Origin of the sequence: Nocardia vinacea (assembly GCF_035920345.1) — a bacterium.
Taxonomy (GTDB): Bacteria; Actinomycetota; Actinomycetes; order Mycobacteriales; family Mycobacteriaceae; genus Nocardia; species Nocardia vinacea_A.
Genome location: NZ_CP109149.1, coordinates 3,718,746 through 3,738,831, shown reverse-complemented (window position 1 = coordinate 3,738,831; position 20,086 = coordinate 3,718,746). Strand labels below are relative to the sequence as shown.

Below are 20,086 nucleotides of genomic sequence, written 5' to 3'. Positions count from 1 at the left end.
CTCACAGAACGGACGTGTCGCCGGCTTGGGCGGCACGCAGAAGTTGTTCGAGGTCAGCGGCTGTGACCGGCCGGGGGTTGGAGTCTGGAACGACGGGCAGGATCAACTCCACGGCCTCGGGAATGTTCTCCTCCCGCAGGCCGTAGTCCTTCAATGCGCGGGGCGCGTCCAGTGTGTCGCGCAGGGCAGTCAGGCCAGCTCCGGCGGTCGTGGTGCCGAATGCCGCGGCGATGTGGGACTCGGCTTCCGGCGCTGCTGGAGCGTTGAAGGCGAGGACGTACGGCAGGACGGTGGCGTGGGTTTGGGCGTGTGGCAGGTTGTAGGCCCCGCCGAGAACATGGCAGATCTTGTGGTGCAGACCGGATCCGGCGGATGCGAACGCCACTGCGGACAGGTAGGCCCCGTAGAGTGCCTGTTCTCTCCCCGCCAGGTCCTGCGGGTCGTTCTTCACCACAGGGAGACCGTCGGCGAGTGCGCGAATACCTTCGGTTGCGAGGGCCCGGTTGATCGGGTCCGTGCGCGGCGCCCACATCGAGTCGATGCAGTGCGCCATGCCGTTGAGCCCGGATGCGATCGACAACTCTACCGGCAACGACAAGGTCAGGGTCGCGTCGTAGATCACCGTCACCGGCAGGACCGTGTCGTCGACCCCGGTGGTCTTGCGGGCGGACTCGGTCAGGCCCCAGACGTTGGTGGCCTCGGATCCGGCATAGGTGGTGGGGACCGCGACGATCGGCAGCCCAGTGGTCATCGCGACCGCTTTGGCGAGGCCGGTCGTCGATCCCCCGCCGATGCAGACGATCAGATCCGCACCGCTGTCCGACGCCACGGCGCGAGCCTTGTCCGCGGTGGCGATCGGGACGTGTGGCGCCACGTCGTCGTGCCGGACGGCCACGTTGATATTGCGTGTGACCTGATGCGCGACTGTGACTTCGGACGGCGATGCGATGACCATGACGTGTTCCGCGCCGAGACGGTCGACTTCCGCCGCGAGGTTGTCGGCGGCGCGTCCCGATCCGAACAACACACGCTGTCCGAGAGTGATGTGATCGAAAGAGATGATCATGTAGGTAACCAACTTTCAGTTGATCGACGGCCAGCGGCGGCATGGGGCGGCCGGATGACCAGTCTGCGGCCGTGAATCGATGCGCCGGTCAGCCGGCCAAATTCGCCGGTCCAGCGTCGCGTACCTCGATCAGGCTGCGTCCCGCGGTTCGCTGGTTCACGACGCGGGGGACCGCTGCCGCCGCGGCAGCTCCGATTACGCCGACGAAGGCGAAGGTGTAGAAGTTCCATTCCACCGCGCTGGCTCTCTCCAATACGAAGGCACCGAGTGTCGGGCCCACGATCGCCCCGAACCGTCCCACCGACAAGGCCCAGGCCAGGCCGTTGCCACGGAGGTCGTCGGGATAGGTCGTGACGATGAAGGCGTTGCCGAGGATCTGTGAGCCGATGAAGCCGAAACCGCTGATGAACATCAGCACGAACAGCAGTGGAGTCGCCGGCCCGAGGCTCATCAGCATCAAGCTGACCGTCCCGACGAGGAAGGCCGATACCACAACGCGTTTCGGGCCGAGGGTGTCTGCGACGTGTCCCCCGATGATCACGCCGACGAAGACTCCGGACCACATCGCCGCTGTTTGCAGCAGCGCCGAGCCGAGGGAGTACCCGGCCGCCCGCATGATCGATGGCAGCCAGGCGCTGATCCCGAACACGAGCAACAGTCCGCAAAATGACATCATCCAGAACATGCAGGTGGGCAACGTCCGACCACCGACAAGCAGTTCGCGGAGTCCGAACCAGCGGCCCGGGTCTGCGACCTTGCTACCAGTGGCCTCGTCGGCCGCAGCCAGCGCCGCGCTCGACAGCCCGAATCGCTGTTCGATAGGTGCGGCGGCATCGAGCCGGCCGATCCGGCGCAGGTGCAGTGGGCTCTCCGGTAGCCCAACCAGCAGCGGCACCGCGATCAGTGCGGGCACCACTCCGATGACATACAGCCAGCGGAAGGACGAGCTGGGCAAGAGCGCCGCTCCCAGCACCGGGGCGAGCATGGCACCTGCCGCATAGCCACTCATCATCAGCGTGATGTGCCTACTGCGCCGGCCCGGCACGCTGAGGTCGGCGACATAGGCGTTGAGTGTTGGCAGAACCACACCCAGGCCGAGTCCGACGATGAGCCGGCCCCCACCGAACCATGCGACGTCGACGGCCAGTGTGGATACCAGCATGCCTACCGAGAACAGAATCGTGCTGACGATCAGCAATCTGCGCGGGCCGAAACGGTGCACGATCGCGCCGGCAGCGGCGGCTCCGACCAGCATGCCGATTCCTACCAATGACCCGATATGCCCTGCCTCGGATGGCCCGATTCCGAGAGATTTCGTACCGACCAACGATGGGATGGTGACGCCGTACACCGACAGGTCGAACCCTTCCAGCATCGCCACGATCCAAGCGACAACCAGCATGCGGCCTGTGGAGGTCTGAGGTTTCATTGTGGCTCTCTCACGCTGTTCCGGTGGGCACAAGTGATTCGACGGGCCGCAGAGCGGACTCCAGTGTGTTCACCAGAGCCGAAATGTCCGCGGCCGTCGATGCCGTGCCATAGATGTAGAAGTCCGGTCGCCAGAGCACCGCTGCACAGCTGTGCTCGTCGAACCAGGAGGTGTAGGTGCCGTCGTCGGTGTCGTCGATGTCGACGCCGAGTGTGACCACGCGCAGGTCGGCATGCGGCGGCGGAGCCGAGTTGCCGTGCCGTTCGTCGACAAGAAGGACGAATCCGGTTCCGACGATCTCGTCGAAACGGCCTTTCCGTTGTTCGGCAGCAACCATCCCTTGCGGCATCAAGTAGCCGGCCTGGGGGGTGTCGGTGCGTAGGCCCGGGCCGAGGCCGGGGAACCGGAGCTTCTCTGGAACGTGCATTTCGGCGCGCTGGGCGAGCAATCGGGCGTCGCGTTCAGCGGCGAGCTTCGGATCACGAACGGTCTGGATCCGTCCGAGTTCGATGCCCTTCTCGATTACGGCGCGCACGTGCGGCTCCCGCTCGCTCTGGTAGGTGTCGAGTATGTCGGAGTCGATACCGGCGAGAACCGCGTCCAGCTTGAAGGCGATATTCTGGGCGTCGCGAATACCGGAGCACATGCCTTGGCCGAGGAAGGGCGGCATCTGGTGGGCGGCGTCGCCGGCCAGCAGTACCCGCTCGATACGCCAGCGCTGCGCCACCAGTGACCGGAAGGTGTATGTCGCCGCGCGAATCAGTTCGGCCTGATCGGGTGTGAGGTATGCGGCGACTCGCCGCCACACGGATTCCGGATCCGATTCGGTCGCGAAGGACTCCTCCGAATCGAGCATGAAGCTGAAGCGGTGATGTTCATGTCCGAGTGCGATCACCGAGATCGGCTGGACCGGGTCGCACACCTGACGTGCCTTCGGTGGGGCGGCGCCACCGGTCAGGCGGAAGTCGCAGACCATCCAGGGTTCGGAGAAGCCGTAGTCCTCTTGTCCGATGTCGAGGAACTCGCGAGTGAAGCTGTTGCCGCCGTCGCAGGCTACGACGTACGTCGCAGTGACCGGCGCGGCACCGTTCGACAGTGTGAGTGCCACCTGGTCCGAAGCTTGTTCGATACCCGTGACCGGGGTGTTCATCCGGACCGTCACATTCGGCAGTAATCGGACACATGCGTCGAGTGCATCCTCGAGATCGGGTTGATACATCATGTACCACTCGGCCCAACCCTGCCTGCCGATCTCGGCGAAGGAATGCTCGATCAGCAGTTCGCCGGAGCCGTTGCGCCATTCGTAGCTGGTCTGCCGGTGCATCTTCGGTTCGAGGCTGTTGGCAATCCCGAGCCGGTCGAACGTGCGCATCGTTTCGTCATCGAAGATCGCGGCACGGGGACGGTTGTAAAGGGTCGCGTAGCGCTCGAGCACAACCACCCGGTGTCCGGACCGTCCGAGCAGTGCGGCGGTGACCATACCGACCGGCCCGTACCCGATCACCGCGACGTCGTATTCAGCCTTGGTCGTCATCGCTGTCGGCCCCTTCAGACGAGTGCCGGTGCGGGCGCGGCGACGTCGAGATGCAGCAGCCGTTCGGCATTGAGATGCCCGATCTTGGCGCGGTCCGCGTCGCTGATCGGGGCGCTGCGGAGGAAATCGGTCGCGGTCTCGATGGACTCGAACGGATAATCGGTACCGAATAGGATGTGCTCGGGCCCGAGTGCGAGCAGCGCGGCCAGCAGAGGCGGTGCCGAACACACGCCGCTCGTGGTGATGTAGAGGTTGTCCTTCAGATACGCCGACGGAACCCCCTTGGCCAGCTCGATGCCATGGTGGGCGTGGAAGCTCCAGCGCGAGTCCATCCGCCACAGCACGAACGCCAGCCCCTCACCCATGTGGCCGAGTAGCAGCTTCGCTTTCGGAAAGTCATCGAAGACGCCGCCGAAGATCAGCCGCAGTACATGCGTGGCCGTGTCGACACCCCAGCTCCACATCGGTCCCACCAGTTCCGGATGGCCACTGAAGACATGCGAGGTGTCGACACCGTTGGCCGGGTGGAGGTAGAGCGGGACATCCAGCGCCTCAGCGCGTTCCCACACCACGCGCATCGTTGGGTCGTCGAGGTATCGGCCCTGAGTATGCGCGTTGACCAGTGCACCTTTGAGGCCGAGTTGCGTGACGGCACGTTCGAGTTCTGCTGCCGCGGCCACCGGATCCTGCAGCGGTAGGGCGGCGAAACCTGAGAAGCGGTCTGGGTGCTCCGCGATGACGCCGGCGAGGAAGTCATTGACGGTGATCGTCTGACGCACAGCGTTCCCCGCGTCCGCTTCGGCTTGTATGCCGGGTGAGTTGAGGGAAAGCACCTGCATGTCGAGACCGGCGGCGTCCATCTCGACAATCCGCTCCTCGGTGAGGTCGAGGAGTCGGCGGGATGCCTCGGCCCACGCGGCGGGTTGCGCGATCGAGGCCGTCGAGTTGCCGTATCCCACCAATTCGGGTGTCACAAAGTGTTCTTCCAGCCCGATCAGTTTCATCTCGACTCCTTCGTGGTGGCGCAGCAGTGGCCGCGAGGGGTGCCGACGCCGACGGTGCGGTAGTCACTTCGCCTGCTGGCGGGGCACGGATACAGGCCACTCTCTGCATCGGATATGTCCTAGATCACAAAACGTGGCGAGGTGAGTTAAACATAGAGAAATGGACTTCGCAATGGTGAATTCATCGCGGGTTGCCTATGCTGCACATGTGACAGTCGAGGACCATGACGAACAGGGGCGGGTGGACGGACGAACCGGCATCCAGTCCGTCGAGATCGCGATGCGAGTACTCGAGGCCTTGTCGGCAGGTGGTGGCCCGATGGGCTTGTCGACGCTTGCGCAAGCCAGCGAGATGGCGCCGAGCAAGGTGCACCGCTATCTCGTCAGCCTCGGTCGTGCGGGTTTGACATCCCAGGAATCTTCTTCGGGGCTCTACGATTTCGGTCCGGCGATGCGCCGCCTCGGAGCGGAGTCGCTGCGCCGGACGAATGAAGTGGCTGTGACGAGCAGCCACGCCGAGGCGCTGCGAAACCGTACCGGACATTCAGTGAACGTTGCGGTGTGGGGAGATCAAGGCCCGATCGTCGTGAGTTGGGCGTACGGAACGCGCCCGCTCCCGCTCACTGTGCGGGTCGGCGCAACCTTGCCGCTGCTGTCCTCGTCGGTAGGCCAGATCTTTCTCGCCTACCTGCCGGTTTCGCTCACGCGCGAGTTGTGCGATCGCGAGATGTCTACCGCGCCCGACTGGGACGATCAGCGCGTTCTGGCCGCTCAGGACACCACGCGTCAACAGGGTTTCACAGTCACGACAGGTGGTGTCATTCCCGGCATTGTGTCCGTCGCGGCGCCCGTATTCGCCGCCGGAGACCCGTTGCCCCTGGCGGTCTCAGTCGTCCTTCCCGGCATCGAGAGCACAAGCGAGCATCTCGACGAGCTGACCGCGGAGCTGCTCGACGCGGTGTCGGCGGCCTCGGCCGATCTCGGCAATGGCCGGAATCGTCTGGGTTGACGTGGGCGTCGCTGCGCATGCTCATCGGCCTACCCCCTCGCAGAAGCGGCGAGCGGCCATCTCGTCGAGGACATGCGGTGGGAAAACCACCAGCAGGCGTTGATCAGGATCGGCGGCCAACAGGACCAGGAAGGGATCAGCGGAGATAATGTGTCGTGGCGATGCCCTGACCTGGTTTTGGGGGCATAAATGCCACAGCTCTGTGTCCAGAGGGGGTATCGACCAGTACGCCAACCTGCTGCGACACCGAAAACTTCTGGTCATCGGCAAATAGAGGTGGCGTGACGGTTCTGGTCCGGTTGCCGCAGGTTCGTGTTTCCGGCGGGGCGTGTCGAACACGGGAACGGAGACGACCTGCGGTGTTCGGGCGGGCGATTGGTGATCGGACCCGATTACCATCCATAGGTGGACCGAGCGGTGATCATGAGATAACTCGAACTCCTGAGTGGGGGTCAGAGGGTTCGAGTCCCCTTAGATCCACTCAAAATAGCAGGTCAGGACCGGTATTGTGCCGGTCCTGACCTGTTTCTATTTGGCCCAGCCCCGCGGAAACCCCACGGTTTGCATTCTGGTTTGTATCGGATTCTTCGGATGGGCCGGCGGGTGTAGTGATCCAGGGCATCCGATAGCGCATAGCCGACTTTCGGTGCGCCCTATGTGCGGCATAGAAGGACGAGAAATCAGGGGAGGACGAAGCGTAACCAAGCGTCCGCGGACATGGCGAGCCCTCCTGGGATCCGGCGATCTCTGTGCGCGATGTTGCCGGAGCCCGAGGAGGGCTTCGATTACCCGTGGGATCAGGCCGATGGCACGGTGAGTGCGCCCCCGACCAACGAGGTGTCGATCAGATCGTGGCCGTGTCGATCACGAAGCGGTAGCGCACGTCCGAGTTGTCGACCCGTTCGTACGCTTCGTTGATCTGGCTCGCCTCGATCAGCTCGATTTCTGCGCCCAGGCCGTGCTCGGCGCAGAAGTCGAGCATCTCCTGGGTCTCGGCGATGCCGCCGATCATGGAGCCGGCGAGGATCTTGGCGCCCCCGATCAGCGAGAACAGGTTCAGCGAGATGGGTTCCTCGGGAGCGCCCACGTTCACCAGCGCGCCGGCCGTCTTCAGCAGGCTCAGGTAGGCGCCGAAGTTCAGCGGCGCGGACACCGTGGAGAGGATGATGTCGAAGGAACCGGCCAGCTCCTCGAACGTTTTCGGATCGCTGGTGGCGTAGTAGTGGTCGGCGCCCAGCTTCAGGCCGTCGTCCTTCTTGCGCAGCGACTGCGACAGGACGGTGACTTCCGCGCCGAGAGCGTGGGCGATCTTGACGCCCATATGTCCCAGGCCGCCCAGGCCGATCACAGCGACCTTCTTGCCGGGGCCGGCGCCCCAGTGCTTGAGCGGGGAGTACGTGGTGATGCCGGCGCACAGCAGCGGCGCCGCGACGTCGAGGGGGAGGCCCTCGGGGATGCGTACGGTGAATGCCTCGGCGACGACGACCTTCTGTGAGTAGCCGCCGTAGGTGGGTTCGCCGTCCTTGCCGATGCCGTTGTAGGTCTGCACATTTCCCTGCACACAGTGCTGCTCCTGGCCGTTGCGGCAGGGCTCGCATTCGCGGCAGGAGTCGACCATGCAGCCGACGCCGACGCGGTCGCCGACCTTGAACTTCGTCACACCGGAACCGACCGCCTCGACGACGCCGGCGATCTCGTGCCCCGGGACCATCGGGAAGATGGCCTCACCCCAGCCCGCACGGGCCTGGTGAATGTCGGAGTGGCAGATCCCGGCGAACTTGATGGCGATCAGTACGTCGTGCTCGCCGAGCGTGCGGCGCTCGATGGTGGTGCGCTCCAGCGGAGCCTTGGCGCTGGGCGCGGCATATGCGGCAACAGTGGTGGTCATGGCTTCCAGCGTGCTGGACGAACCGGCACTCGCCTAGGCCATGCTTTGCGTACGTCCAGTGGTCCTACCACTGACAGGATCAGGCTCGTAGTCGTACGACCGGGAATACTGGAGAGCATGAGCGACAATCCTGCCCCGGACGACGCTCAGGCCGCCCACTCCGACGGCCTGGACCAGCGCGCCGAGCTCAGCGAGTTCTTGCGTACGCGCCGGGCCCGGCTCGAGCCGGGTGACGTAGGGATTCCCTGGCAAGGGCGGCACCGGCGGGTGCCGGGCCTGCGTCGCGAGGAACTGGCTCAGCTGGCCGGGGTCTCGGTGGCTTACTACACACGGCTGGAGCAGGGCAACGGGCGCAATGTGTCGGCGGAGGTGCTCGACTCGATCGCGCGCGCCCTGCGGCTGACCGACGCCGAGCACGCGCACCTGACCCACCTCGCCAAGCCCAAGCAACTGCGGCGCAAGTATCGGGCACCCAAGCAGCAGCAGGTGCGGGTCACGTTGCAGCAACTGCTGGAGTCGATGGACAGGATGCCCGCGTACGTGGCCGGGGCGCGGTCGGAGATCCTCGCCTGGAACCAGATGGCGGCGGCGCTCTTCGGCGACTGGGGGCAGCTGCCGCACGCCGAACGCAATTGGGCGCGGCTGACCTTTCTTTCTCCCGACTACCGGCGGCTGTTCCTGGACTGGGATTCCAAGGCGTCCGACATGGTCAGCTATCTGCGGCTGTACGCGGGCCAGCATCCGGACGACCCGGAGCTGTCGGCGCTGGTGGGGGAACTATCGGTCAAGAGCGAGGAGTTCCGGCGGCTGTGGGCCACGCATGACGTGAAGGAAAAGGGGCATGGTGTGAAGCGGATGCGGCACCCTCTGGTCGGTGAGCTGACCCTGGCGTACGAGACGTTGTACCTCCCGGACGACGCGGAGCAGTACCTGTGTGTCTACCACGCGGAACCGGGCTCGCCGTCGGCGGAGGCGCTGTGTCTCCTGGCCAGCTGGGGCACGGACGCCGCCCAAGCGCCCATCAACTCAACCCGCCCCTGACGCCCCGGCTGGGCTGGGTTTCGCGTCCGGTCGCATCGCTCCCCCCGATCATGCTGGAGGTGCAGCACCAGGTCGGGTACGGCGTATGTCGAGTTCCTCATCGTCGACGAGGAGATCAACGGTGCGGTTGGGTACATCGAGGCGAATGCGATCGCCGTTGCACACGAGTGCGAGAGGGCCCCGCGATGTGGTGACGCCGCCGCTGCTTTGATGACCGCGCCCTCGGGTGCGAGTGATCCCCGCAGTGTGACCAGTGCACCTGTGCCCTTCGTCCGCGAGCTATCTGCTGCAGCACAGTGGGCAGGAGCGTGTGTTCGGAGGTGAGCGCACGTGCGCCAAGCGTGTCTACCGTGCCATCGGTTAGCGTCGGCACCTCGAGTTGGGCGATGATCTCGCCCCGCTGATCTTGCGGCCGCTGGTTCGGGTGCGCTCGACTTCGAGAACTTGCCGGGCACCGGGGAAGCCGATCCTGGCCAGGCGGGGGTTCGTTCCTCTGTGTTTGTCAAGCTGCTGGAGCGGGTTTGGTCGTAGCCTGTTCGGTGGCGGGTTCCGGAAGTGACTGATCCGAAGTGTTGGTGTGCGGGGTTGAGCCGGCCGCGCAGGATTTCGTACTCGCCCTCGACTGTCCTGCGGAGCCCGCCCCGATCGTGTGGTGTTGTTCGTCGGCGATCATGATGCGCCAAACATGGTCGGCCAGACGGCGTTTGAGTCCCTTGAGTCAAGTCCTCATGCTGTGAGGCGTTGTTGACGGTTGGTACGGGATACGACTATCAGAAGCCGTCGACATGCCCGCTTGTCTGTATCCGTCGCCCCGTTGGTGGCTGTCCGTCGTCCGGCGGGGCAGCCGTTGTCTCAGAAGCTGACCGTCCGGCCGAATCTCGCGCAGGCTGTGAACGGCGGAAAACCGCTCGGTAAGCGGCCGTTCAGCGCCTGCTTACGCCGCCGTGGTAATCAGTCAGGAGTCGCGCCGCCGCGTCTGCTATGAACGCGGACAAGGCACCCTCCACCGCGCGCTCCCGGGATCTGAGATCTGGCAAGTTCTCGGCCTTGATCAGATCGTTGACCTGGGCCGCCGCTGCGTCCAGCAGTGGCTCGGGACGCGCGGACACCAGCTCCAGACGCAGCTTCGCGGCGTGTGCAAGACTCCCGAGCCGGTCGGCCTCTCCGTACGCCGCAGCGGTATCGCCGGAGTCGGACTTTCGGAGCCAAAGAGTCACAAGACCTCGCCTCAGGTCCGCAAGCGCTCCCGCGCACTCACTGTAGGCCGCTATCCGCTCTTGCCGAAGACGTTCAGCGCGTGCAATGTCCTCTGCTCTGATGGCATTTCGTCGCTGAAACCCGTATGTAGTAAACGAGCCGAGCAGTGTGCCGACAACAGCAACGACGCTTGCCCAGACAGCGCTCATATGACACCCCTCGATCATGATGCAAGCCCAAAGCGATTGCTGCTCAGGCTTGCTCACGACGATCCGTATAGATGATCAACCTAGCTGCGAATCATATCGGCGCCGAGTGGCCCAACTGCGCATACAACAGCCGGTACCTGCATTACGGCCTGACCTATGGAGATCCGCTCCCTCTGCTCGGAAGCGCGAGTGACGTACTCGGTTGGGATGACCGCTGGTCCTTCTGGACCCATTTGATGCCCCGGGTTGGTTTCGGCCTCGAATTATTGATCTGAGCAGTCTGCCACGCGATTCGCCTGCACTTGGGACGTCCGTTCGGCTGCTGGCTCACCGAGGCGGGTGCGCCAGGGGTTCATGTCGGTAGGGGGAATCGACCAGTACGCCAACCTCCTGCAACACCGAAAACTGCTGGTCATCGGCAAATAGAGGGGGCGTGACGGTCCTCCCCCCGAGGTGGCGCTGTTTCCCGACTACGACCTGCTGCGGCAGGTGCTGGTCATGCGACGGCTCGCCGATACCCCCCATCGCCGTTCCCACCGTCCGCTGGCTCGACCGTGAGGGAACCGCGCTCGGCAGTCCGTATTTCGTGATGGACAGCATCGAGGGCAGCGCGCCCGGCGATCTGCCGTCCTATCACTGCGCCGGGCTGTACTTCGACGCCGAGCCGGAAGAGTGGGCCCGGATGTGGTGGGGGCCTGTCGACACCATCGCCCAGATCCATCAACTCGACTGGCGTGCGCTGAATCTGGACTTCCTGGCGTTCCCCCAGTTCGGCGCAGCTCCGCTCGAACAGCTCATCGGCTACATCGAGTCCGCGCCGGCGTGGGCGTCGGACACCCAGCCGCCCGCCCTGCGCCGCGCGACCGAATGGTTGCGGGCCAACCTCTACGAGCCCGAGCACGTCACCCTCTGCTGGGGCGACGCCCGAATGTCGAACATCCTCTACGACAGCGAATTCCGGGTCACGGGTGTCCTCAACTGGGAGATCGCCTACATCGGCGACCACGAGGCCGACCTCGCCTGGATGCTGTTCCTGGATTGGGCGTGCTCGGAATACCAGGACACCGAACGACTTCCGGGAACACCCACCCGGGAGGAAACGATCGCTCGCTACGAGCAACGCAGCGGGATGACGGTGCGCAACCTGCGCTACAACGAGATACTGGCGGCCGTCCTGCTCAGTATCCCGCTGCTGCGGATGGCGCACCGGCTACAGCTACCGCCGGAGATCGATGTGACCGCGTTCTGCGCTGCAGGGATCGAGCAGCTGCTCCGCGACCCCTAGGCCGTGGATCATGGATCAGAACAGCACGCCCGCGTGACGCTCACGGTCGAACGCGGGGAGCGGGCCGCCGGAGCGGAGGGTATGGGCCAGGGCCGGGTCGGCCAGATGGAGGCGGCCGATCGCGACCAGATCGAACTCCTCGTCCGACAACCGCCGGTACACCTCGTCGAGCGATGCGGGTTCGGGAATGCCGTTCTCGCGCAACGACTTACTCAGACCGATGCTGCCGACGGCCATGCTCGGCGCCCCGGTCAGCTTCTTGGCCCAACCGGCCAGGGTCAGGTCGCTGCCGTCGAAGGCGGGCTGGTCGAAACGGTGGGTGCTGGCGTCGAGAACGTCGACGCCCGCCTCGACCAGGGCGGTGAGGATCACGGCTAGCTCGTCCGGGGTGCGGGCGATGCGGGCGGTGTAGTCCTGCTGCTTGTGCTGGGAGAACCGGTAGAAGATCGGCAGGTCGGGGCCGATCGCGCGGCGGACCGCGCGCACCACTTCGACCGGAAAGTTCGTCCGTCGGCGCAGGTCGCCGCCCCAGTGGTCGGTGCGCTGGTTGGTGGCGTCCCAGAGGAACGCGTCGAGGAGGTAGCCGTGGCCCGCGTGCAGGGCGATGCCGTCGAAGCCGACGTCGACGGCATTGCGCGCCGAGCGTACGTAGGCGGCGATGACGTCCTCGATGTCGCGCTCGGTCATCGCGGCGGTCGGGGTGGTGGCCCAGGTCAGGTACCGCTGCGGGTATCCGGTGCGGCCGACCCGGCCCCACAGCCCGGACGGCCGGAGCGGGGTCGGTGTCGGGTCCACCGCACTCATCGCACCCCACAGCGGGCCGACGTGCCAGAGCTGCGGCACGATCCGGCCGCCCGCCTCGTGCACACCGTCGACCACGTGGCGCCATCCGGCCAGCGCCGATTCACCGTGCAGCCGAGGCACTTTCACACAGTCGACCGCCGTCGGGTGATCGATCCCGATGCCCTCGGTGGTGACCAGCCCGGTGCCGCCGTCGGCTCGCCTGCGGTAGTAGGCGGCGACGTCGGCGCCGGGTACTCCGGCCGGCGAGTGCCGCCGGGTCATGGGGGACATGACGATGCGGTTGGGCAGCGTCAGCGATCTGACGCGCAGCGGCGAGAACAGGGGGTCCACGGCGACACCCTGCCAGTGTCGGGGCTTTCGGGCAATCGGCCGGGTCCCACCCGAACAGAGATAATAACGTTACAGGTTACTATGTAATTATGACCTCGGAGACCTCGCCGCGTCCCGGTCGGCCGCGTGATGCCGACAAAGACCTCGCCGTGCTCATCGCGGCACGGCAGTTGCTGGCCGAAGTGGGGTACCCGCAGACCACGATCGTGGCGATCGCCAAGCGTGCCGGCGTGAACTCGCCTGCGATCTATCGGCGCTGGCCGACTCGGCAGGCCCTGCTGGAGGAGGCCATTCACGGTCCGGGCGGGCACGCGCCGCCCGAGCCGACCGGGGACCTGCGGGCCGACCTGGCGACCTGGGTGCGGATCTTCCTCGCTCGCGCGGACAGTCCCGCCGCGCGAGCCGGAGTGCCGGGCCTGCTGGCCGATTCGCAGACGGAGGAGGCGCGGCGGCGGCTGCTGGCGATCGGGGCACCGGTGCGCAAGGCGTTCGCCGAGCTGCTCGGCGGCGCGGTCGACGACGGCCGGATCGCCCCCGGCGCCGATGCCGAACTCGTCTTCGAAATACTCGCGGGGACAACGACATTCCACGCGCTCTCGCGTGGCAGCGAGGAGGCCGAGCTGTTCGTGTCGAGAATGGCCGACGCGCTGTACGCGCTGGTGGCCGCGGGTAGGACGGCGGAACAATGAAGATCGATCTCCAGCTGAACGGTCGTCCCGACGAAGCCGTCTCGCGGGCAGCCGAATTGATCGCGTGCGGCGCCGACGGCCTGTTCACCTTCGAAGGGCCCCACGATGTCTTCCTGCCGCTGACCCTGGCGGCGACCGGCGCCGAACCCGTCGACCTGATGACCAACGTCGCCATCGCTCTCCCGCGCAGCCCCGTGCACCTGGCGCATGCAGCCTACGATCTGCATCTGCTCAGCCGCGGCCGGTTCCGGCTGGGCCTGGGTTCGCAGACCCGCGCGCACATCGACAAGCGGTACGGCGGCCAGTGGTCGCAGCCGGCGGCACGGATGCGGGAAGCGGTGCTGGCGGTCAAGGCCATTCTCGGCTCCTGGCAGCACGGCACGCCACTGCGCTTCGAGGGCGAATTCACCCGGCACACCCTGATGCCGCCCACCTTCGACCCCGGCACCAATCCCTATGGTGTGCCGGAGATCTGCCTCGGCGCGCTCGGCCCGATCATGACCAGAACCGCGGCCGAGGTGGCCGACGGGCTACTGGTCATGCCGTTCAACAGTGTCAGGCATTTCGCCGAGCGCACCCAGCCTGCCATCGCCGAGGGCCTGGCGCGCGCCGGTCGCGATGCCGCGGAGCTGGCGATCTATCCACAGGTGATCGTCGCGATGGGCCGGACCGCCGGCGAACTCGAGGCCGCCGCCGTCGGCGTCCGCCGGCTGCTCGCCTTCTACGGATCGACGCCCGCCTACCGTCCGGTCCTCGATGTCGAGGGCTGGGGTGAGCTCCAGCCCGAACTGAACACGCTGTCCAAGCGCGGCCAGGTCACCGCGATGACCGAACTGATCGATCACCGGATGCTGGAGACACTCGCCGTCTACGGCACGCCCGAAGAATGCGCCGCCGGGATCATGGCGCGCTTCGGTGCCGTCGCCGACCGGATCTGTTGCTATTTCCCGGGTTACGCCGTCGCCGACGCACACATCAGGGACCTGGTCGCGCAATTGCAGGTCGCATGAGCGAGCGCAGCGAGCGAACATCAACACAGCCGACAAGGTCGGTCATGCCGGAGCCGAGCGTCAGCGAGGCGCAGGCATGAGCGACGTGCGGATCGACATCGCCGACGGCGTCGCGGTGGTGACATTGGACCGGCCCGAGCGCCGCAATGCCTTCACCGCCGCGATGGGGCGCGCGCTCGGCCGGGCGTACCGCGATCTGAATGCCGACGACGATGTCCGGGTCATCGTGCTGACCGGCGCCGCCCCGGCCTTCTGCGCCGGAGCGGATCTGGGCGGCGGTGCGACGACGTTCGAAAAGCCCGACAGCGCGGCATTTTCCGCGTCACCGGTCGACCCGCCCGCCTTCGCCCTGCGAAAACCGGTGATCGCCGCGGTAAACGGGCACGCGATCGGCATCGGGCTGACCCTGGCGATGCAGGCCGACATCCGCCTGGTCGCAGACGCCGCCCGCTACGCCATTCCCCAGGTGCGCCTCGGCGTCGTGCCCGACGCGATGGCGCACTGGACCGTGGCCAAGGTCGCGGGGATGTCGGTCGCGGCCGACATCCTGTTGTCGGGACGGACTTTCGACGGCCCGGAAGCAGTGCGACTCGGCCTCGCCACCCGCTGCCTACCCGCCGCCGACGTGCTGCCCGCCGCTCTCGCGATGGCCGCCGACATGGCCGCAAATGTCGCGCCGATGTCCGCGGCTTTGAGCAAACGACTGCTGTGGGACACCGCGATCCACGGCTACGACCCCACCCGCGTCGCCGAGCTCGAAACCGAACTGCACCTGCGGGTCATGGGCACCCCCGACGCCGCGGAAGGAATGCGCGCCCGGCTCGGCCGCCGCAAACCGGCGTGGTCTGCCCGGCTGTCGAGCGAGTGGGAGGACTTGCCACAGTTCTGACCGTCCGGCCTACTTGGACAAATCGAGCCCAAGGACCTGGTAGGTGCCGTCGGCGGCCTCGTACAAGCCCTGCATCGCGCACAATTTCAACTGCCGCCACAGCTCGTGTCGGCTGCCGCTGCAGCGTCCTACACCGGCAGCGATTGCTCACCGGACTCAGCGCAGAGTGGTCCGGTGTCCCCATCAGCGACCACGTCCCGCGACGAGGCCCTTGCGCTCGCCCCAACGTCGTCGCCGCGTCGATCCCGCAAGGCCGGCTGTCGGCACGCTGCCTCGCAGGCGAAGGCACCTACCGCATTGTTGAAGTGGCAGGCGGATTGCTCCGAAGTCGGTCGTTCCTGAATTCGGTCAGAGCGCACGCCCGGTCTCGAGACTAGGGTGGCGGACATGTTCGACTGGCGATTCCTTCGGGGCGTCGGCATTGCCGTCGCGATGCTCGCGGTGGTCCTCGGAGTATTGGTCGGCTCACGGCTGATGCTGACCGACACGGCCGGTCCGATCGTCGACGGGCTGGCCGCAATCGGCTTCATTTAGTCCAGCTGCCGCGAGTGCGGCCGGATCGCAGCAGTGGACGCCGAAGCCGTCGGCGCCTCGTGATCCTGCCCAGCTCAGGCCTGGTGATCCGCTGCGGCTGCAGACTTGGTCGGCCACAGTGCCATACGGTCGATGAGCCGGTCGCGCAGCACGAGGGTATGAAACAGGACTGCACTCATGTGAGCGGTAAAGGTCAAGAAGAGCAGGAACGCGAGAATTGAGTGGCCGATTCGCAGCACGGCGTACAGGGTGATGTTGTGCGGCGCGATGCCGGGAAGGTGGAGCGGCCCGAAGAGGATGATCGGGTAGCGGGCCGCCGCGAGCATTGCCCAGCCGATCAGGGGTTGCACGAGCAGTAGCGCGTACAGCAGATATTCCGACCACGTCGCGATCTTGCGTTCCCGGCGGCTCATCGTGGCCAGGAATGGCGGCGGCCGATGCGTGAGTCGATTCACCAACCGCACCACCGCGAAAACGAGGATCGTGATGCCGAGCGGTCGGTGGATGGCCAGCAGCAGGGGGTAGTAGCTCAGCGACGCCACCATGGTGACGCCGAGGAGCAGTTGGGCGATGACCATTGCTGCCATCGACCAGTGGAACAGTCTCGAAAGAAGGGTGAAGCGGCCGGGCTTATCGCTCATCGCGCACCTGGGCGACGTTGACCTCGCTGGGTCGCTTGGGCTCAGCGGCGCGGCGGGTGAATGAGCGGGCGTAGACGGCAGAGCGCGCGCTCAGCAGCGGATCGTCGGATACGGCGATGCCGTCGGGTAATACAGTCGGGTCGAAGTTGATGTCGCGTGCGTTTCCTGCAGCCTCGGTCTGGACGGCGTTGATCGTGATGGTGCCGGCGTCGATCGTGGGCCGTGAATCCGGCCACCGCTTGGTGGCATCGTTGGTCGGGTCCTCGGGGCCGCCGATGGTCAGGATCAGCCGCCAGCTCAGCGGGCCGCGTGCTACCGCTTCGATCAGGGCGTCGAACAGGTAGTCGTTCTGTGCCGACGGCGGGGCACCGGTGGGCTGACCGTTTTGTAGCGGGACTGCCACCCAGCGGACGGGAGCGGTGGCGCCCGTGTCGTTGGTGAAATGAAACGCGTTGAGCCCGTGAAAGGTGCTGTTGGCGAACCCCGAACTGGGCGGGGACTGGTTGATGATCTTCATGGCGGCGGCGGACTCGGGGTGGCGGGCCAAAAACGCGGCCATCAGCTGCGGGTCAGGCTTGCCGGTCTCCGGCACCGGCTTGGTGGCGAGCAGTCGTTCGTAGAATCCCTGCGGTGTGCTGTCGACGAAGACCGGGATGTTGACCATCGCGGTGCGCCACTGTTGGCCACCGGGCGGCAAGAACAGCAGTGCCAGGCCGCGAACCGTGTCCGGTTTGTCGGGCTGATCGGGCAGTCCGCCGGAAAGCGAAAACCGGCCGATCACCGGAACCGTCCCGGCTTTGAACACGGTCGACTTGCACACCGCGGTACCGGCACCGTTGCTTTGGAAGGTCCCGCTGGCGCTGAGGCCCTTGGCATGGTTGCGCCGGAAACCGTCGTGACGCCCGTACGCATGTTCGAACCGGTCGACGAACCGTGCGGGTGTCAGCGCGTCGGGCCGCAGCCAGCCGCCCGCGAAGGCAAACGCACCGACGTCCACCGCGGCGACACCGGCCACCGTCGTCATCCCCATCAGCGCACTTCGCCGGGTGAGCGTGACCCTGTTCAGCCACCGATCCGGTGCGGGATCGGCACCGTGGTCGGGCTGCGTGTCCGACTCGTCTCGATGGCCGGAATCATTGCTGCCTTGCACTCGCCACCTTGCCTTTCCGCCGCCTGCGCCACTGGTATCGATGCCGGATCCGGAGCGGTTCACTTATCGCGGGCGATCGCCTGGACTCCTTGCCTGCGATGCGCCTCAGGTCGATGCGGCTGTGATCAGGACTTGGCCGCGTGGACACCTTTGTGTGCGTGAACGTCGTGTTCGACTCGGTCACCCAGGCTGGTGTCGACGTTGCGCAGGTATTCGAAGACACGTTTCAGGACCGGCTCGGTCACGCCGGCCAGCAGGTGGCTCACGATGTTGTCGACGAGGCGATCGCGTGCTGCAGCATCCATCACGGTGCGGACGAGGGTTCCCGCTTGGCCCCAATCGTCGTCTTCGCGGTGTCGTTCATAGGCGGTACGCATGATGTCGCCGTCTGTGTACCAACTGGCGGGTGGGTAGTGCTCGCTGTCGGCGCGCGGTCCGCCCTTGGAATTGGGTGCATAAACCGGGTCGGTGCGGTTCTGGATCCGCATCATGCCGTCTTTGCTGTAGGTGTGCACGGGCACGACCGGTGCGTTGACCGGGATTTGCTCGTAGTTCACGCCTAGCCGGGCGCGGTGCGCGTCGGCGTAGGAGAACAGGCGCGCCAGCAGCATCCGGTCCGGGCTCGGCCCGATACCTGGGACCAGATTGTTGGGCTGGAAGGCGAGCTGCTCGATTTGAGTGTGATTGTCGACCGGGTTGCGGTCCAGGGTCAGCCGTCCGACCTCGATGAGTGGGTAGTCGCCGTGCGGCCACACCTTGGTCAGGTCGAATGGGTTGAACCGATAGCCTGCGGCATCATCGAAGGCCATGATCTGCACAAACAGCGTCCAGCTCGGGTGCTCGCCGTGCTCGATCGCCTCGAACAAATCACGGGTGTGGTAGTCGGGGTCGGTCCCGGCGAGCAGGTCGGCTTCGGTCTGGGTGTAGCACTGGATGCCCTGATCTGTCTTGAATTGATACTTCACCCAGAACCGCTCGCCCGTGGCGTTGATCCACATGTACGCATGCGAGCTGTAGCCGTTCATGTGCCGCCACGTACGCGGTATACCGCGGTCGCCCATCAGCCAGATCACCTGGTGCGCGGTTTCGGGCAGCAGCGTCCAGAAGTCCCACTGCATGTCGTTGTCGCGCAGGTTGTTGTCGGCACGGCGCTTCTGCGAACGGATGAAATGCTGGAAGTGCAGCGGGTCCTTCACGAAGAAGATCGGCGTGGCGTTGCCGACCATGTCGTAGTTGCCTTCGCTGGTGTAGAACTTCAGCGCGAACCCCCGCAGGTCCCGCACTGTGTCGGGGTATCCGCGCTCCCCGGCCACCTGCGAGAATCTGGCCACCAATCGGGTCGAGGTGCCCGGCTGGAACACCGCCGCTTTGGTATAGGCACTGAGGTCACGGGTGACCTCGAACCGGCCGAACGCGCCGCTGCCCTTGGCGTGCGGCTGCCGCTCTGTGATCCGCTCCCGGTTGAACTGAGCCATCTGCTCGATCAGATAGGCATCCTGCAGCAGAATCGGGCCTCCGGGACCGACAGTCAGCGAAAACTCGTCGCTTTCAACCGGAATACCCGAATCTGTTGTCAGTTTCGACTGTGAGGTATTCATCTCCCGACCTCCGATGTGTGTGGAAATCCGGGGCAGTGACCGAGCGCGGCGAACCTGTAGCTCACAAATCGACACACCGTCGCGGCATCACACCGCGCAACGTATAAATCGCCGATCATCCTCAGTGCTTCGAGCGCCGAAAACGCCGCTACACCCGCACTGCTCTGCGGAAAAAAAATCCTACTCTTCCGCCAATCAGACCGAGGGCCCGTCAGTGAGATCACCGCTGTAGCGGGTCGAGGGTGGTTGGCGGCCATCGGGCGTCGCAGACTGGAAGCGACACCGTCCGGTGTCGATGCGTGATCGGGCCTGGCCGATCGAAACACTTTCCGCCGCTACACAAGCCGCCGCCGCGTTGACCGCTACCGCACCCCGGAACCAGCCGCCGAACCAGTACGTATCCCGTCTGAGGGATCGCGATGCCCCTGCGGGCGTTGGTCACTCGGCCCCAACTTTTATGGCGCCTGGCGCGGGGCGTGTCGCCGATATCGAGGCAGTGCGCCGAGCCGCGGGATCGATAGCTGGGTGGTGCTGGGCCACTCTTGGGGGTCGGGTCTGGCAGTGCGCTACGTGTTGGACTCCGAGGAGGTCGCCGCGTTTGTCTCGCCAGGGATCAATCTGCAGCCGGACTTCAGTTCCCGTACCCGATCCGTGGAAGTTCCGACAGAGCGAGCCAACCACGACGCCCACGCAGTTACGACCGAAACGAACCCACGGCCACGTGTTGGCGGACTGTCTGTGTCCGGAGGGGGACCAGGACACTCGAAATGTGGTATTTA

Annotated in this window: 18 protein-coding genes; 7 read left to right on the top strand and 11 right to left on the bottom strand. The window is 65.6% G+C overall.

Going from position 1 to position 20,086, the window contains the following annotated elements; translation table 11 throughout:
- Position 1: 1 nt before the first annotated feature.
- The 4 genes from OIE68_RS17460 to OIE68_RS17445 all read right to left on the bottom strand — a co-directional run bounded on the left by OIE68_RS17460 (position 2) and on the right by OIE68_RS17445 (position 5,033).
- On the bottom strand, positions 2–1,066 hold the full coding sequence (locus tag OIE68_RS17460; RefSeq protein ID WP_327100413.1) for a maleylacetate reductase: 1,065 nt from the start codon (positions 1,064–1,066) through the stop codon (positions 2–4).
- An 88-nt stretch (positions 1,067–1,154) separates the two neighbouring features.
- Positions 1,155–2,495 (bottom strand): MFS transporter, encoded by a 1,341-nt coding sequence (locus OIE68_RS17455; RefSeq protein WP_327100412.1) that lies wholly within the window; start codon positions 2,493–2,495, stop codon positions 1,155–1,157.
- A 10-nt stretch (positions 2,496–2,505) separates the two neighbouring features.
- Entirely contained in the window at positions 2,506–4,029 is a 1,524-nt protein-coding gene (locus OIE68_RS17450; protein WP_327100411.1) for a bifunctional 3-(3-hydroxy-phenyl)propionate/3-hydroxycinnamic acid hydroxylase, read from the bottom strand.
- A gap of 14 nt (positions 4,030–4,043) precedes the next feature.
- Positions 4,044–5,033 (bottom strand): amidohydrolase family protein, encoded by a 990-nt coding sequence (locus tag OIE68_RS17445; RefSeq protein ID WP_327100410.1) that lies wholly within the window; start codon positions 5,031–5,033, stop codon positions 4,044–4,046.
- A gap of 208 nt (positions 5,034–5,241) precedes the next feature.
- On the opposite strand from OIE68_RS17445, the gene OIE68_RS17440 reads away from it, so the two are divergent.
- A complete protein-coding gene (locus tag OIE68_RS17440; protein ID WP_327100409.1) occupies positions 5,242–6,042 on the top strand; it encodes an IclR family transcriptional regulator in 801 nt (266 codons plus the stop codon).
- Positions 6,043–6,886: 844 nt separating this feature from the next.
- Here the strand turns inward: OIE68_RS17440 and OIE68_RS17435 are convergent.
- Positions 6,887–7,930 carry an NAD(P)-dependent alcohol dehydrogenase gene (locus OIE68_RS17435; RefSeq protein WP_327100408.1) on the bottom strand — a complete coding sequence of 348 codons (1,044 nt, stop codon included), beginning with the start codon at positions 7,928–7,930 and terminating at the stop codon, positions 6,887–6,889.
- A gap of 117 nt (positions 7,931–8,047) precedes the next feature.
- Between OIE68_RS17435 and OIE68_RS17430 the strand changes: the two genes are divergently transcribed.
- Positions 8,048–8,971 (top strand): helix-turn-helix transcriptional regulator, encoded by a 924-nt coding sequence (locus OIE68_RS17430; RefSeq protein ID WP_327100407.1) that lies wholly within the window; start codon positions 8,048–8,050, stop codon positions 8,969–8,971.
- Between the two features lie 48 nt (positions 8,972–9,019).
- On the opposite strand, the gene OIE68_RS47100 is transcribed toward OIE68_RS17430, so the two are convergent.
- Both OIE68_RS47100 and OIE68_RS17420 read right to left on the bottom strand, forming a co-directional pair.
- Entirely contained in the window at positions 9,020–9,208 is a 189-nt protein-coding gene (locus tag OIE68_RS47100; RefSeq protein ID WP_396957061.1) for a dihydroxy-acid dehydratase, read from the bottom strand.
- Between the two features lie 686 nt (positions 9,209–9,894).
- Positions 9,895–10,188 carry a hypothetical protein gene (locus OIE68_RS17420; RefSeq protein ID WP_327100406.1) on the bottom strand — a complete coding sequence of 98 codons (294 nt, stop codon included), beginning with the start codon at positions 10,186–10,188 and terminating at the stop codon, positions 9,895–9,897.
- Positions 10,189–10,810: 622 nt separating this feature from the next.
- Between OIE68_RS17420 and OIE68_RS17415 the strand changes: the two genes are divergently transcribed.
- Positions 10,811–11,662: a phosphotransferase family protein gene (locus tag OIE68_RS17415; RefSeq protein WP_327100405.1), complete on the top strand. Its 852-nt coding sequence runs from the start codon at positions 10,811–10,813 to the stop codon at positions 11,660–11,662.
- Positions 11,663–11,677: 15 nt separating this feature from the next.
- On the opposite strand, the gene OIE68_RS17410 is transcribed toward OIE68_RS17415, so the two are convergent.
- Positions 11,678–12,796 carry an NADH:flavin oxidoreductase gene (locus OIE68_RS17410; protein WP_327100404.1) on the bottom strand — a complete coding sequence of 373 codons (1,119 nt, stop codon included), beginning with the start codon at positions 12,794–12,796 and terminating at the stop codon, positions 11,678–11,680.
- An 89-nt stretch (positions 12,797–12,885) separates the two neighbouring features.
- On the opposite strand from OIE68_RS17410, the gene OIE68_RS17405 reads away from it, so the two are divergent.
- The 4 genes from OIE68_RS17405 to OIE68_RS17390 all read left to right on the top strand — a co-directional run bounded on the left by OIE68_RS17405 (position 12,886) and on the right by OIE68_RS17390 (position 15,918).
- Positions 12,886–13,485, top strand: coding sequence for a TetR/AcrR family transcriptional regulator (locus tag OIE68_RS17405; RefSeq protein WP_327100403.1), 600 nt, complete (start codon positions 12,886–12,888; stop codon positions 13,483–13,485).
- Positions 13,482–14,495 carry a TIGR03617 family F420-dependent LLM class oxidoreductase gene (locus OIE68_RS17400; protein WP_327100402.1) on the top strand — a complete coding sequence of 338 codons (1,014 nt, stop codon included), beginning with the start codon at positions 13,482–13,484 and terminating at the stop codon, positions 14,493–14,495. Before OIE68_RS17405 ends, OIE68_RS17400 begins: the two co-directional genes overlap by 4 nt.
- Before the next feature lie 76 nt (positions 14,496–14,571).
- A complete protein-coding gene (locus tag OIE68_RS17395) occupies positions 14,572–15,384 on the top strand; it encodes an enoyl-CoA hydratase/isomerase family protein (RefSeq protein WP_327100401.1) in 813 nt (270 codons plus the stop codon).
- A gap of 387 nt (positions 15,385–15,771) precedes the next feature.
- A complete protein-coding gene (locus OIE68_RS17390) occupies positions 15,772–15,918 on the top strand; it encodes a hypothetical protein (RefSeq protein ID WP_327100400.1) in 147 nt (48 codons plus the stop codon).
- Positions 15,919–15,992: 74 nt separating this feature from the next.
- Here the strand turns inward: OIE68_RS17390 and OIE68_RS17385 are convergent, their stop codons facing one another.
- From OIE68_RS17385 to OIE68_RS17375, 3 genes are all read right to left on the bottom strand, one after another.
- Complete coding sequence (locus tag OIE68_RS17385; protein WP_327100399.1) at positions 15,993–16,559, bottom strand: cytochrome b; 567 nt, start codon at positions 16,557–16,559, stop codon at positions 15,993–15,995.
- Positions 16,549–17,589: a catalase family peroxidase gene (locus OIE68_RS17380; RefSeq protein ID WP_327101707.1), complete on the bottom strand. Its 1,041-nt coding sequence runs from the start codon at positions 17,587–17,589 to the stop codon at positions 16,549–16,551. The genes OIE68_RS17385 and OIE68_RS17380 overlap by 11 nt, the downstream gene beginning before the upstream one ends.
- A 245-nt stretch (positions 17,590–17,834) precedes the next feature.
- Entirely contained in the window at positions 17,835–19,307 is a 1,473-nt protein-coding gene (locus OIE68_RS17375) for a catalase (RefSeq protein ID WP_327100398.1), read from the bottom strand.
- Positions 19,308–20,086 lie beyond the last annotated feature (779 nt).

Coding starts and splice junctions, on each gene's coding strand:
- OIE68_RS17445 (WP_327100410.1), bottom strand. CDS start 5,033: ATGAAACTGATCGGGCTGGAAGAACACTTTGTGACACCCGAATTGGTG.
- OIE68_RS17430 (WP_327100407.1), top strand. CDS start 8,048: ATGAGCGACAATCCTGCCCCGGACGACGCTCAGGCCGCCCACTCCGAC.
- OIE68_RS17390 (WP_327100400.1), top strand. CDS start 15,772: ATGTTCGACTGGCGATTCCTTCGGGGCGTCGGCATTGCCGTCGCGATG.
- OIE68_RS17455 (WP_327100412.1), bottom strand. CDS start 2,495: ATGAAACCTCAGACCTCCACAGGCCGCATGCTGGTTGTCGCTTGGATC.
- OIE68_RS17385 (WP_327100399.1), bottom strand. CDS start 16,559: ATGAGCGATAAGCCCGGCCGCTTCACCCTTCTTTCGAGACTGTTCCAC.
- OIE68_RS17400 (WP_327100402.1), top strand. CDS start 13,482: ATGAAGATCGATCTCCAGCTGAACGGTCGTCCCGACGAAGCCGTCTCG.
- OIE68_RS17375 (WP_327100398.1), bottom strand. CDS start 19,307: ATGAATACCTCACAGTCGAAACTGACAACAGATTCGGGTATTCCGGTT.
- OIE68_RS17450 (WP_327100411.1), bottom strand. CDS start 4,029: ATGACGACCAAGGCTGAATACGACGTCGCGGTGATCGGGTACGGGCCG.
- OIE68_RS17460 (WP_327100413.1), bottom strand. CDS start 1,066: ATGATCATCTCTTTCGATCACATCACTCTCGGACAGCGTGTGTTGTTC.
- OIE68_RS17405 (WP_327100403.1), top strand. CDS start 12,886: ATGACCTCGGAGACCTCGCCGCGTCCCGGTCGGCCGCGTGATGCCGAC.
- OIE68_RS17380 (WP_327101707.1), bottom strand. CDS start 17,589: ATGGGGATGACGACGGTGGCCGGTGTCGCCGCGGTGGACGTCGGTGCG.
- OIE68_RS17395 (WP_327100401.1), top strand. CDS start 14,572: ATGAGCGACGTGCGGATCGACATCGCCGACGGCGTCGCGGTGGTGACA.
- OIE68_RS17435 (WP_327100408.1), bottom strand. CDS start 7,930: ATGACCACCACTGTTGCCGCATATGCCGCGCCCAGCGCCAAGGCTCCG.